Origin of the sequence: Actinomadura spongiicola (assembly GCF_003432485.1) — a bacterium.
In the GTDB taxonomy this organism is placed as follows: domain Bacteria; phylum Actinomycetota; class Actinomycetes; order Streptosporangiales; family Streptosporangiaceae; genus Spirillospora; species Spirillospora spongiicola.
The window spans coordinates 112,880-126,225 of record NZ_QVNQ01000014.1; the positions used below are offsets into that span (position 1 = coordinate 112,880).

The 13,346-nt window shown below is 67.6% G+C and carries 11 protein-coding genes, 1 pseudogene and 2 CRISPR repeat arrays (1 of these 14 cut by a window edge); all 12 genes and pseudogenes read right to left on the reverse strand.

The window, feature by feature from the left end; genetic code table 11:
• Nucleotides 1-9: 9 nt before the first annotated feature.
• A pseudogene (locus D0T12_RS37490) lies at nt 10-573 on the reverse strand (DUF3987 domain-containing protein); the annotation flags it as partial.
• A complete protein-coding gene (locus D0T12_RS32575; RefSeq protein WP_147339727.1) occupies nt 570-1,094 on the reverse strand; it encodes a bifunctional DNA primase/polymerase in 525 nt (174 codons plus the stop codon). The gene D0T12_RS32575 and the pseudogene D0T12_RS37490, both read right to left, overlap by 4 nt.
• On the reverse strand, nt 995-1,780 hold the full coding sequence (locus D0T12_RS32580; RefSeq protein ID WP_117404638.1) for an IS3 family transposase: 786 nt from the start codon (nt 1,778-1,780) through the stop codon (nt 995-997). The genes D0T12_RS32575 and D0T12_RS32580 overlap by 100 nt, the downstream gene beginning before the upstream one ends.
• Nucleotides 1,781-1,785: 5 nt before the next feature.
• A complete protein-coding gene (locus D0T12_RS32585) occupies nt 1,786-2,088 on the reverse strand; it encodes a transposase (RefSeq protein WP_117404640.1) in 303 nt (100 codons plus the stop codon).
• Between the two features lie 283 nt (nt 2,089-2,371).
• Nucleotides 2,372-3,681: direct repeats of the CRISPR family, unit length 29 nt; unit sequence CGGTTCACCCCCACGGGCGTGGGGAGCAG.
• A 112-nt stretch (nt 3,682-3,793) separates the two neighbouring features.
• Nucleotides 3,794-4,117 carry a type I-E CRISPR-associated endoribonuclease Cas2e gene (gene cas2e / locus D0T12_RS32590; protein WP_117404642.1) on the reverse strand — a complete coding sequence of 108 codons (324 nt, stop codon included), beginning with the start codon at nt 4,115-4,117 and terminating at the stop codon, nt 3,794-3,796.
• On the reverse strand, nt 4,105-5,085 hold the full coding sequence (gene cas1e / locus D0T12_RS32595) for a type I-E CRISPR-associated endonuclease Cas1e (protein ID WP_117404644.1): 981 nt from the start codon (nt 5,083-5,085) through the stop codon (nt 4,105-4,107). The genes cas2e and cas1e overlap by 13 nt, the downstream gene beginning before the upstream one ends.
• Nucleotides 5,082-5,717, reverse strand: a complete 636-nt coding sequence (gene cas6e / locus D0T12_RS32600; protein ID WP_158581718.1) for a type I-E CRISPR-associated protein Cas6/Cse3/CasE — start codon at nt 5,715-5,717, stop codon at nt 5,082-5,084. Before cas6e ends, cas1e begins: the two co-directional genes overlap by 4 nt.
• Nucleotides 5,714-6,463 (reverse strand): type I-E CRISPR-associated protein Cas5/CasD, encoded by a 750-nt coding sequence (gene cas5e, locus D0T12_RS32605; RefSeq protein WP_117404648.1) that lies wholly within the window; start codon nt 6,461-6,463, stop codon nt 5,714-5,716. The genes cas6e and cas5e overlap by 4 nt, the downstream gene beginning before the upstream one ends.
• A complete protein-coding gene (cas7e, locus tag D0T12_RS32610; protein WP_117404650.1) occupies nt 6,463-7,617 on the reverse strand; it encodes a type I-E CRISPR-associated protein Cas7/Cse4/CasC in 1,155 nt (384 codons plus the stop codon). The genes cas5e and cas7e overlap by 1 nt, the downstream gene beginning before the upstream one ends.
• The gene (gene casB, locus D0T12_RS32615; protein WP_117404652.1) at nt 7,614-8,273 is read right to left on the reverse strand and encodes a type I-E CRISPR-associated protein Cse2/CasB; all 660 of its coding nucleotides are present in this window, start codon (nt 8,271-8,273) and stop codon (nt 7,614-7,616) included. Before casB ends, cas7e begins: the two co-directional genes overlap by 4 nt.
• Nucleotides 8,270-9,814 (reverse strand): type I-E CRISPR-associated protein Cse1/CasA, encoded by a 1,545-nt coding sequence (gene casA, locus D0T12_RS32620; RefSeq protein WP_117404654.1) that lies wholly within the window; start codon nt 9,812-9,814, stop codon nt 8,270-8,272. The genes casB and casA overlap by 4 nt, the downstream gene beginning before the upstream one ends.
• A gap of 184 nt (nt 9,815-9,998) precedes the next feature.
• Nucleotides 9,999-12,788, reverse strand: coding sequence for a CRISPR-associated helicase Cas3' (cas3, locus tag D0T12_RS32625; RefSeq protein WP_117404656.1), 2,790 nt, complete (start codon nt 12,786-12,788; stop codon nt 9,999-10,001).
• Between the two features lie 176 nt (nt 12,789-12,964).
• A CRISPR array of direct repeats spans nt 12,965-13,346; the repeat unit is 29 nt; unit sequence GTGCTCCCCACGCCCGTGGGGGTGGTCCG; it runs 14 nt beyond the window's last position.

The following is a 13,346-nucleotide window of genomic DNA, read 5'->3' on the forward strand; positions in this document are numbered from 1 at the left end:
CAGAACCGGCACCTTGATGGCCTCTACTGCCATGGCGGCGTCGGTGGCGTTGGCGAGCGCGTCGGGGTCTCCACCGGGGGTTCCGGATCCGGCGGCGATGCCGGCGGCCTTCTCGGCGGCGGCCTTGGCTACGCGCCGCGCCAACTCTGCCTCGACGATGCGGGGTTGGGTGCGTTCGGTCAGGTGGCGTTCGGCGTTGAGCAGTGGTTGGGTCATGGCGCGGAACACTGCGGACTTGCGGGATCCGGGCGGCATCGCCACCACGGTGAAGATGTTCACCGGCTCGACCCAGGTGCCGCGGACATTGACGATGGCGCGCCCGCCGGCGGCGGTCGACAGCGCGGCGAGCGCGAGGCAACCGGCGAGGTCGATGGGGGTTTGGGTGAACTCGGCGACTGCGGTCACCTGCGCGCCGACACAGATGGGGAAGGCGTCGGCGGGAAAGGCGGGGAGGCGTTGCCGGGCGCCGAGGGGCACGGGCGACTCCCATGCGGGCGCGGCGGGCTGGCCGTGGAGTTCGGCCAGCCGGGCGCCAGCGTCCGCAGCGGCGAGGATGCTGTCAGCGCCGGTCATGCCGCACTCCCACGGGGTGTGCGGGCGCCAGCGCGCATTCCGCTGGCAATGGTCGCCTCGCACTCGCGCGCGGTGAGTCCGATCGTGAGACCAGCAGCGGTCAGGCAGTCGACAACGAGCGCGGCGGGCAGCATCCCGCCGGCGGCGAGCTGGCCGAGAGCGAACGCGGCGGCGTTGAGGGTGTGGTTGCGAGCGCCGGGCCGGGAGTCGAGGACGTGTTGCACCTCGGCGCGCAGGGCGGCGCCGACGTATCCGGCGGCGTGTCGGCCGTCGAGGGCGGGCATCCTCGGCGCCGTCGAGGGCACCGCAGGGCGGTCGGGTGCGGCGAGTAGGTCGGCCAGCCAGCCGGGCAGCGGCGCGGGCGGGATGTCGTAGACGGTGACGTAAGTGCCGCCGGTGTTGAGGGCGCTGCCCGCGGCCACTACGTAGCCGCCGTGCGCGCGGGTGTCGACCAGCCATCCCAACCGACCGGCGGTGTTACGCAGCCGGACACCGGGCGGGGCGGCGAAGTACAGATGCATCCCGCCGGACGCCGTCCGCAAGGTGTGCGTCTCCCGACCGAGGCCATGACGCCCACGTCGGCCAGCCGGGCGACGTACCGGAAACTGGTGTACTGGCAGCCCCGGTCGCTGTGGTGGATCAGACCACCGGCCTGCGGCCGCCCGTCTCGCCGGCGTTGCCATAGAGCCATCTCCAGGGCATCCAGCGGCAGGTCGGTGCGCAGGTGATCGGCCAGCTGCCGGCCCACGATCCGCCGGGAGCAGGCGTCCAGCACGAACGCCACGTACACCCAGCCCTCCCAGGTGCGCACGTAGGTGATGTCGGCCAGCCACAGCCGGTCCGGCCGGTCGGCGACAAAGTGCCGGTTGACCAGGTCCGGTGGCCGCGGCGCGGTCTCATCGGGCGTGGTGGTGCGCTGCCGGTCGCCACGCCGCACGCCTTCCAGACCGTGCTCGCGCATCAGCCGCTCCACCGTGCACCGCGCCACCGGCACGCCCTGGCGTCGCAACTGCCGGTGAACACGCCGGGAGCCGTAGACCCCGTAGTTGGCCTGGTGCACGTCCTTGATCTGCTCGATCAAGACCGCGTCACGCTGGGCACGGGCCGAGGGCGGGCGGCGTTTGCGGCCGTAGTAGGTGCCCGGGCACAGGTTCAGCACCCTGCACACCGGCTCGACCCCGAAGCGGCCGCGAAGGTGATCGACCACCGCGACTACTTCGTCCGGGGCTGGCCGAGCTCGGCGGCGAAAAACGTACTGGCGGCCTTCAAGATCTCGTTGGCCCGCTTGAGTTCGTTGTTCTCCTTACGCAGCCGCTTGAGCTCCTCACGCTCAGCCGAGCTGAGCTGCTCGGACCGCTGGCCCGCATCGGCCTGGGCCTGCCGGACCCAGGTGCGCAGCGCCTCGCGGTGGATGCCCAGATCGGCAGCGATCTGCGCGATCGGCCGATCCGACTCCAGAGCCAGCCGCACAGCCCACTCCCGGAGCTCCAGGGGGTACTTACGTGGTGCCGACATCGACGGTCATTCTCCTCCCTGCCAGCCAAGATCATGACTGGCTTGAAGGACTTCACCAAACCCGGTACGGCTCAGCCGCGACGTGGGCCGTCGTCCTCAACGGTTCACCCCCACGGGCGTGGGGAGCAGCGGGCAGCCTCTGGGGCAGCCGCACCCGGATGCGGTTCACCCCCCACGGGCGTGGGGAGCAGGTAGTACCTCCCGGTGCGCAGGCCACGGGTTACGGTTCACTCCACGGGCGTGGGGAGCAGGTCCACAGACCAGGACATCCAGTTCACCGTGAAGGTTCACCCCCACGGGCGTGGGGAGCAGCCGTGATGTTCGCCGCGCCGTCCAGCCAGCAGCGGTTCACCCCCACGGGCGTGGGGAGCAGGTTGGCCCTCACGGCCAGATCCCCGTGGGCGGCGGTTCACCCCCACGGGCGTGGGGAGCAGACGACGACCGCCCCCGCGCCCTCGTGGCCGTACGGTTCACCCCCACGGGCGTGGGGAGCAGGCAATCGTTGGGCTCGCCAAAGCGCTGATCGACGGTTCACCCCCACGGGCGTGGGGAGCAGGTTGATCAGCGCCTGTATTTCGGCGGGAACGTCGGTTCACCCCCACGGGCGTGGGGAGCAGACGTCCGGATGATCCACCAGGTCCTCCAACTGCGGTTCACCCCCACGGGCGTGGGGAGCAGTTTGTATCGCTCCCACCAGCCGCGGACCCTGCCGGTTCACCCCCACGGGCGTGGGGAGCAGCTGGCCACAGACGAGGCGGGTACCTGCCTGTTCGGTTCACCCCCACGGGCGTGGGGAGCAGCGCCCGCGCCATTACCTCACCGTGCCGCGCGACGGTTCACCCCCACGGGCGTGGGGAGCAGTCGCGCCGTTGGCGTTCGCGCTAGAACGAATGCGGTTCACCCCCACGGGCGTGGGAAGCAGGGGCCGCTGTGGTCGTCAGGGCTCGATGGAGCCGGTTCACCCCCACGGGCGTGGGGAGCAGAGCACCAAGCGGCGATGGCCGAACTGGAGGGCCGGTTCACCCCCACGGGCGTGGGGAGCAGCCGTTCCCCGCTCGGCGGACGGGGGTCGACCGCGGTTCACCCCCACGGGCGTGGGGAGCAGCAGCGTGCGCGGCAAGATCCGGCCAGCCGTGGGGGCTCACCCCCACGGGCGTGGGGAGCAGGGATCTCCATTGAGGATGGCCTGCGCAAGTTGCGGTTCACCCCCACGGGCGTGGGGAGCAGTGCTGAAACGCGGAACCCGACGCGCCACCCGAAGGTTCACCCCCACGGGCGTGGGGAGCAGTGATCAGCCATGGCCAGGACGTGACGCCGGTCCGGTTCACCCCCACGGGCGTGGGGAGCAGTCCAGATCCCGCCGAGACCGAGGCCCATCGAGCGGTTCACCCCCACGGGCGTGGGGAGCAGGAGGCGATCGCCCGGCCGGACTACGCGGCCACCGGTTCACCCCCACGGGCGTGGGGAGCAGCGGTCAGTACCGCGCCGGTGGAGATCGGTGCGCGGTTCACCCCCACGGGCGTGGGGAGCAGGAGCGGTACCGCCTGCACTCATCCGAGTGCGACGGTTCACCCCCACGGGCGTGGGGAGCAGGCTTCGCGACCTGCGGTTTCACAAAGGCACTTGGAGTTCGTGGCTGCCTCCTCGGGGTGCCTGGTTCCTGGGGAGTCTGGTCATGGGTGTGTTGGTTCGCGGGGCCGGGTGGCTATGTCGGTTCTGTTGGGGCTGTCGGGTCTTCGGTGTCTTGGGGGAGGAACCGGACGAGTTGGAGACCGTCGAAGTCGGCGATCCGGCGGCGGCGTTCTCCGGCGGTTCGGATGGTGAAGCCTTGTTCGGTCGTCGCTGGGTGGACGAGGACGGCAGCGCCTTCACCAACCGCTTCACTAACGGCCTCCCAGAGTTTGTCGCGAACGCGGGCGGAGACTGTGCCGACGTAGAGTCCGGGGGCCGGTTCGCTGAGCCAGCGGGTGAGGGAGCCGCGGACGTAGTCGGGCACGGCCGTCGTGGAGAGGACGATCATTGTTCCCATGGGTCGTCTCCGGGTGTAACGGTGTCCGCGTAGTTCATGCCCGCTGGTAACTGGCCAGCGTGCGGGTCCCATAGATGGGTTATGTCGCCCGTGCGGTCGGTGGTCTCGCTGGCCACCGAGGGGTCCAGGACTTGCTGTGTAGCGGTGATAATGCCCGGCATGAGCTTGAGGAGGCGGAACTCCTCGCGCAGTGCTCGGCGGGCCTCGCGCTCCGGATTTGATGCTGCGTGCAGCGAGAAAGCGAGCGGGACGGTGACCTGCATCTTGAAGAGGTCGGCGATGTCGTAGACAAAGGCCATTTGTGTGCCGCTGTGGATGAAGCCGAGGGCGGGCGAGCAGCCGAGCGCGAGAACCGCCGCGTGGACGACGCCGTACATGCAAGAGTTGGCTGCTGAGAGGGCGAGGTTCACTGGATCCTGGCTGTCCCACGCTGACGGATCGTAGTTGCGTCGGAAACGCTTGATTCCGTACTTCTGCGCCAGGATGCGGTAGAGCGCCTTGACCCGCTGGCCTTCCATGCCGCGCAGCCGAGCGAGCGAGGCGCTTTCTCCGGGTGCACCGAAACGGTAGGTGTACATTCGCGTCGCGACGGCAAGGCGCTGGTCGTCGTTGGCCCATGCCCGTGCCTGACGCTCCAGCCATGTGGTGGTGAGCGACGCCGGCAGAATGCCCGCGTAGCTGCGGACGCCTCCCGCGCCGACGGCCACAAGGCTCGTGCCGTTCCGCGCGAAACTCGCAAGCGCCGGTTGAGTGATCGAAGTTCCTGGGCCGAGCAGGACGCAACTCAGCGCGGCTGCTGGCAGGTAGACCCGTTCTGTGCCGCGCGGCGATTCGACCTGAGCGCAGATTCCGAGGTCATCCTGGACGATACGGACCGTTTCCAGGTAGAGGAACGACAGCGAGTCGGCGATGCGGGGCAGCATCGCGAGTGTCGGCGTGCCGAGGTCGCGGCGGGCGCGGATGCTCATTGTGAGCCCGCCGGGACAATGCTGAGCATCCCGCAGCCGTGGGACTTTCCTCGTCCGATGCCTTCCAGGATGGCTGTGCGCAGTGCGTCGGGAGCTGTGACGATCGCGATGCCGTCGAACCGGCGGGCCGCGTGCAGGATGGGACGGTCGTCTTTGCGGCCGACGAGGTCGGGGAGGGATGTGGTCGTGGCGGTCCGCAGCGCGAGTCCGGCTCGTGTGGCGCGGTCGCTCCACCACTGGTCCGCCGCAGTGCCGGTCAGCGCCGCGAGTTTGCCCTGGTGCGGCGACGTCCGGCCGTGCCGCTTGGTCGGATTGGCGACCAGGCGGTACCGGACGACCAGTCCGGTGTCCAGGAGTTTCAGCAGCGGGTCGAGACTTGTCACAGCGACCGTGCCGTAACCGGCGGGCAGTTTGTCGTCGGTGGGGCGGCGGGTGGTCTGGACGAGGAACCGCGTTTCGGTGCGGGACTGCTCGAGCCGATAGAGCACGCCGGCCTCGCGGCGGGCTTCGGCGCCGAGCCCATCGGGGACGAGCGACATCACCCGACGGTGCGCGTGGGCGGCGTCACCGATGTCGCGGCGCGCGGCCTGGTGACGAAGGTCAAGCGAAATCTGGGTCAGCCAGATGGTCACCGGGCCTCCTGAATGTATTCGATCAGTGCGTCGTGGTAGGCGTTGGTGGCTTTTGACCACAGTTCCGCCGGGACGGGTCGCGGAGCGATCGAGACCGTTCTGGTTCGGAACTTGCGTTCAAGGCGGGAGAAGGTCTGCGGCACGTCGGTGAGTTGCGCGACCGATTCAGCGTCACCGCGGGTTCCTTCGGTGACGAAGTCGAGTTCGTATGGGGCGTCCGGCCGGGGTGGGCGGCGGGCTACGGGTACGCGGGTCAGCAGATGCACGACGGGGTCGTCGACATCGCCGTTCAGCAGGAGCGGCTGGTCCGGCGGGCATGATCGGCGACCGAGGTACACAGGCCAGTACGGTGATTCCAGGGCGCGTGCGATGGCATCGATACGTTCGCTGGGGCCCTCGACAGCGACGACGAAGACCGCATCCGAACAGTAGTAGCGGTGGGTCAGGATCGTCTCGGACCCGGGTTGCCGCCGCTTGCCTTCTGCGGTGGGCACGGTGAGTTCTCGTGGGTATCCGCCGCCGATGGTGTGGTAGTCCCGCATGATGATGCCGGGCCGGTCGATCCGGATGGTCAGCCGCAGGCTGTCGTAGTCGTCCAGCGGCGTGCCGCGTGGGCGTCCCTCTGCGGCGGCGAATATTCCGATCAACCCGGATCGAGTGGGGAATCGGAGGGTGTCCCGGTGGCCGAACACGCTGTGTTCGCCCCATGATTGCAGTGGACCGGCCAGGCGTAGGAGTAGTCCCATCACGCCTGCGCTTCGGGGAAGGCGGCTCCAACCGCTGACGTGATCAGTTCGGGGTAGGAGTCGACCGCGGTGCCGAGCCCGGTGAGCGGCTTGTCCTCCACGCCGGCGTAGCCGTCGAAGACGATTTCGCTGGTTCCCCACAGTCGGCGAATCTTGGTGCTGTGGTCGGCGAGTCGGCGGAAGGACGGAGCCGCCCAGCCGTCCGACTCGGCGCGGACCGGGCTTTCGAACGCGGGAGCCAGTGAGATCGGCCGGTCGGATCGCACCGCCAGGTACGCCAGGTCGGGCAGAGTGTTCGCGGCGGTGGAGTTCTGCTTGCCACTGGGGAGTGCGGACAGAAATGCGGTCAAGAACGCGCTGGTGAGTTGGGCGGCATAGGTGTGGTCAGCCGCCGATGTGCCGGACGCTTGGGGGGCTGCCAGACCGCGCATCAGCCCAGTGAGGTCGAGGCAGGCGTAGCGGTAGAAGACGCCCGCGCTGAACTCGGCGCTGTTCATGTGGCCGCTGCCGTGCTGGTCGGCCTGGTTGAGGTCGTCAACGGCGGTGAAGAAGTCGATCTCCGGGTCGGTGCCGTGGGTGGTGAACGCGTGGGCGAACTGAACGTTGCCGTCGACGCCGGCGCCGGGAATTTCGGCGAGCATGCGGCCGAACAGATTGATGCTGGCGTTCCGTTCGGTGATGAGTTCGTGGAGTCGGGCCTTGGGCAGGACGGCTGCGGGTTTCTTGTTGCCTGCCTCGGCGGCGATCGCGTCCCGGTACTCCTCGGCGAGGTCGGCGAGGTCGTCCAGGGCGCTGGTCGGCAGGTAGAACAAGGCGGCGCTGCTGCCGTCTTTCTCGTACTTGAGACCTGTCTCTTTCTCACCGGCCGAGCGCAAGATCTGCTTGCCTGCGGCGTCTGCGAGTTCCCTCGGCCAGCCGCGTTGCTGGAGGCGCTCGCTGACGTGGCCGGGCACTCGCCGGGTCCGGGCGGTGGGCTCACCAAGGTCGTCTTCGACCATCAACCGCACCGGGCGCTTCCACGCCTGGCTGGACACGCGCGTACGCGGCGTCCCTCCGTAAACCAGGGTCTTCGGAGAACCGAGATCATCGCGGTTCACGTTGCTGTAGGGAAGCGTCTGGAGGATGTGGACGTCCAGGTACTTGGGGGTCTTCATCGGCTCTCGCTCTCGTCGATCGGTGGGGGGTTCTCATCGGTCGGCTTCAGCCGGAAGTAGGTGCGGTAGTAGTCCTGTAGCCATTCCTTGGCGACATGGTCCGCGTCGGTGCCCCAACGGGACAGGTCGACAGTGAGCCGCGACCAGTCGACCGGCACGCGGATCGCCTTCAACTGGGAGACCAGGCGCGGCAACTGGCGGTGGAGCCCCTCGATCCGCTGGCGGCAGAGCAGGTGCAGGCGAGCCTCGACCGTGTCGAACTTCAGCGGCGAACCCGGCAGCGCCACGGCCCGCCCGAGTGTCGCGCCGAGGTTCCATGACTCCGGCGCTTTGACGCCGGTTGCCGCGTCCAGTTCATCAGCCGTTTCACCGTTCGGGACGTCGTCGTCCGAATCGTCCTGCGGAGACTGGCGGGGCTGCGCCGCGATCAGTGCCGCCACCGCGTAGAAGGCTCGTTCCACGGCCTCGTCGCTCTCCGGTGGAATGTGGCGGGCGACGAGCGCGATTGCGTGCCGAGACTGCGGGTGTTCGGGAGCCCGCCCGACCGAACGACGCAGGGCCGCTCTGTTTCCGGGACTCCTGGCGATCTGTTCACTGACGCTCTCGACGAGTCTGTCCGCAGCAGCGGAGACTCGCCTTCTCTCTTCCAACTTCATGATTCGTCCCTCGGAGTGGACTCGTTGAGCGCTCGGTAGATGAAGCCGCGAGCGCGTTCGATGGAGCGCTTGGCGCGCGGACGATGCGCGGCGGGCTCGGTGACCTCGTCGAACACCGCGGTTGCGGTGTTGACGAAACTGCGTGCCGCGTCCTCGAAGTCGCGGTGTCGGAGGCGGCGCCAGAAGACCGCCTCGGCCCGCGGCCAGTAGCGTCCGGCGGCGGCCCCGGGCCACGGGCCCTGCCCGATGTCGCTCTCGCGGCGGACCGGGCGGCCGTCGCCGTTGGACGGATCGTTGATCGCTATCCAGGCATTGCGCAAGGCTCGTTGGAGGTGCCATTCAGCGCGTTCCGCGGCGTCCCGCGCCCGACTGAGCTCACCAGCGGTCTCGTGATCGCCGATCAGGGTGCCGAGCACCGCCGGGGTCGTCGCGGCGAACCATTGCTGGTCACGCGTCTGACCGTCCTGGTGAAAGCCGTAGGCGCGGACCCGCAGCGCGTCACGGATGTCGAACGGCAGGCACTCTGCAGCGTCCCCGAAGACAGCGGGCCGTCTGCTCCTGCCCCCACGGACACCGACATCTTCACGGAGCAGGGCATCCAGATCGCGCCACAGGGCACGCGCCAAGTCGGCGCGGCGCGGGTAAAACTCGCCCTCGTTGTTCGCCTGGTAGATGAGATACGGATCGTTGACCATCGGGTGCGGTTGGCGCCACCCCCACGTGAAGTAAGCATTGACGACCTTCGTCCGGTCGGGGTCTGGTTCCAGAAGCAGAGCGTGCCGGAACAACCCGGTGAGGACGCCGCCGACTCCGACGGGACTTGGAGGGACGCCGAGAGGGTCAGGCAACTCGTCGTACTCCCAGGGCGCGCGGTCGTCACCGCTCGCGCGTCCAAGAAACGGGATTCCGATAACGAGCGACTCGAACAGGTTCCGGCCCAACGGATGGAAGGAGACCACCCGCCGCAACGGTCCAGCGGTCGTGTTCGCGTACTTCTTGCCGTTGACGGTTCGGGCCGTGCAGCGTCCCGACGGCCCGTAGAAGAGTTGCGCGACGAGGTGGAACAGGGCCGTCGTCAGGTCGAGTGGTCCGGCTTCACCGTCGTGGTGGTGGTCGAGCCAGACCTGGTTGTTTCCGGCCGGGCGCTCCAGTGTCAGCTTGTTGATGCCTGACCGGCTATCGCACTCGGTCGCCAGCCGGGGGTCCTGAAGCCATGGCCGCTCGGGATGGAACAGGTTGAAGCGGTCGCGGTAGCGGTCGAAGTACGCGGTCACGGCGTCAAGGTCGAAGGCGCCCTGGTCGAGCACGGCGTCCCGCCGGTCGAACCACTCGTTGGCGCCGTCGTCCTGTCTGTCCAGCCCGGTGATGCGCGCTGCGAAGACCGTTAGGATGCGCCGGAAGCCCGCCGCCGCGGGCGGCATCGGTATATCAATGTCGAGCAGTTCGTGCGCGCGGGTCATCAGTTCCCGCAGACCAACACCACCGGACGGGTAGACCGGGATCAGTCCATCGGTGGCCAGGTCAGACCCGGTAGGGGGCATGACGTCCTTTCGAGAGTCTCGGTACAACGAGGCGACGAAATTCCCCACGACAGTGGGGGTGATCCGGTTGCGGTGGGCCGACGGGCAGCAGCTAGGTCAAGTTCCCCACGACAGTGGGGGTTGCAGGCAGAGCACCGCACACGGCAACCTTCCTAAGAAGGTTGCCGTGGGCCGTCGTTCTGCGTCATCGGCACGCTAGACGCACGAGCCCCAGTTGTGGCGACAGAACGAAGGAATTGTTTCCGAACTCGGCTGGCCGTATTCGGCCATCGCCGTCAACGGGATGTCTCAGCAAGAGGACATCGCGCAGATGGGCGTTCTCACGCCAGGCGACCAAGTGCGGGTCCTTTGGGTCTGGTCCTCGCACCCACGCGGCAGGAACAGGGATCATCCGGGCGAGGAGCATCCGTACTTCGGCCTTGGTGAACCGTCCTTTGTCTAGGCTCCCCCGCATAGGGAGTTCGTCCCTCAGAGAAGGATCAAGGAACAACCTTCCGGATGGGGCCTGGTAACAGCAGATGACCCGCGCCGAATCGGCACCGAGCCTGGTCCGGATGACCTCCTCGTCAATGTCCGAACTCGTCAGCGCATGAAGACTGGTGACGTCCGCGGGCTCCGGAATGGTGACCTGTTGCGATATGAACGTCTTGACCTGCTCGTCCGCAATTCGCTCAACATCGTCATCGGCCATCTGACTGTTCGGGTCGAGGAAGTCTTCATCGTAGACGGCATCGACCAGTGGCTGAACATCGTCGGGGATCCGGATCGGCGCCGTTGCGAGCTTTGCTAGCTCTTCCCTCGTACGGCGCAAGAGGGCGGCAGGATAGACGAACGGCCACGAATCCGGCACGGCGGGACGCCCACCCGCCGAAACCGGCGACAGGACCGCCAGCCGGGCCCGTGATACCCAACTGGGACGGGGATTGTGCGGATGCCGCCAGCACCGGCCAGCACGTTGCAAGAGCAACGCTATCGGCGCCAGGTCGCTGATGAGAAAGTCGAAATCCAGGTCGATGGATTGCTCCACAACCTGAGTCGCGACGAGAATGGCGGCGGTCGTCGGGCGTTTTCCGCTCGCCTTCCCCGTCTTACCGAAAGATTCTACGACCGTCCGGGTGATTTCGGCACGCTCTTCCGCAGGGAACCGAGAGTGCAATAGTTGAAGCTGTGGCCGCCGTGTGCCATCAGCAAAGCTCTTGCCCAGCCAATCCTGAAGATCCTCGAAAGTCTGCTGCGCCTCGGCGACGGTGTTGCAGATGATCCCCACGCAACCTGAGTTCGTCTCGACCAGCGGCTTCAGGAGCTCTCGGAAAACGGAACTGCGCTCGGCTCGGCCGTCCTTCCCGATGGGAACTTCGTGAAGCTCGACGTCCAGCGACCGCGATTCGGTGTCCAACGCCCTGGACGTGACCCGCCCGCTCTCAGCGTCCGCGTACAACCACCCTGGATAACCAGCGGTCACCTCGATCGGCGAGCGGTGACCTGCGCCGAGAAGGTAAGCCTCGACCAATCGGTGGCCGATCTGCCGTGGAAGCGTGGCCGACAAAAGGACGACCGGTACGCCCAGCCTCCCGAGCCAGGTCAGCAGACGACGCAAGAGCCCCTGCATATAGGCGTCGTAGGCGTGGACCTCGTCGATGATGATGACCTTGCCTGATAAGCCCATCATTCTCAGCATGTTGTGCTTACCGCACAGCGCGGCGAGCAGAGCCTGGTCGATCGTGCCCACGGAGAAGGGGGCCAGTACTCCCCGGTTCCGCGCCTGGAGCCAGTCCGTGGCAGCAGTCCACGCCCCACGTGCGCCCTCCCCCGTCAAGATCTCGGCATCGGGCTCGCCACTCGGCGGGACGTCTCGCGAATACACCGGATTCAGCCACGCCATGCTGTGCAACAGCGTCAACGGCGCCGGGTCGATCGCACGGCGCAGCCCGTACTCCATCACGCGCTCGTAGATCTGATCGGCCGTCGCCATCGTCGGAAGCCCCACGAAGATCCCGGGCACACCACAGGCCTCACCCATGACCCGAGCCGAGTGCAACGCGATCTCCGTCTTGCCATCCCCCATGGGCGCAGTGATCAAAAGCAGGCCAGGACGCTCACCAACCAGCGCGGGAAGCGCGTCGGCCAGCGACCGCTGGAGGTAGTTCGGGTTGAACGGGAACTCGTCCTCGAACGTGCCGGGTTGAAGCCTGAGCCGGCCCAGGCCCGCCTCCTTCAGCAACCCCGGTACCTGGCGCGTACTCTCCACCAGATGCGCCTTCAGAGAAGCCGCATCGTTCGCGTTCGGTCGCGCCTTGAGCCGCCCTTTGACGAAGAAGTCCTGGCTGACCAGCCAGTCCGCCAGAACCACGAGCCCGCACACCAACCCGGCAACGTCAGCGTCCATACGCTTTTCCGGTGGCTCTGGCTCCCCGAGAACCGAATGGACCGCACCGAGCAGGGCTTGACGCTGCTGCTCCCACTTACCGCCTCCCAGCGACGGGAAGTACACCAGCGGGTCACTCGTATCCCGCTTCAACTCGAAGAACCGCCCATGATGCCCACCAAGGAGTTGCGCAACCATGAACGCCTCATCACGCAAGCTCCGCGCGCGGTAACCGACCTGCCGCAAAGCGGGCCCGAGCCACTGATGCGCGGCCTGGTCGTGACGAATCCGCTCCCCGGGAACATCCGGATACCCCACCAACTCGGGGAACGCGTCCTCCGCCAGAGCCTGGAAGGTAAAGGTGACCTTCCCAACGTCATGAAGCGCCGCCCAGAACATCAACACCCGCCGGGCACGCTCATCATCGACGCCGAGCCCCGCAGCGATGTGCCGCCGTCCGGCAGCACTGACATAGAGATCCCACAGCACACCCATCGCGGCAGCCGCATCTAAAAGATGACACACCACCGGATAGGGACCCGGCAGACCACGGCGCTTGCCCCACAGCGCCAGATCGACACCGGGAACCTCAAGCGGATTCCCCGTCATGACCTCATTCCCTCATAGCCCGTGACTCACGATAGACCGACCGTAGCGACGAGGACTGACAGTCCGGGGCCACCAGCCAAGAGTAAGCTCCACCCATGCGGCGGCAGACGGCGCAAGAGCCCAACAACACGAAACATAAACCCCATGCGCACTTGTGAAGCCGCAGGTCAAGAAGAGTGCTCCCCACGCCCGTGGGGGTGGTCCGGACATAGTTCGGAGGATCTTCCCATGTGGACCGTGCTCCCCACGCCCGTGGGGGTGGTCCGCCAGGAACTTGCCCACCTGGCCGGGGGTGATGGTGCTCCCCACGCCCGTGGGGGTGGTCCGTGGTCGAGGACGTTGCCGGTGACACCGCCGGCGTGCTCCCCACGCCCGTGGGGGTGGTCCGTCCTGTGGCGCTCGCGGCTCGCGGCGCATGACGTGCTCCCCACGCCCGTGGGGGTGGTCCGTGGCGGTAGTCCGGGCGCGGGAGCGTTACGAGGTGCTCCCCACGCCCGTGGGGGTGGTCCGCCGCCAGTCAACCGAGGAGCGAGCGCGGGTCGGTGCTCCCCACGCCCG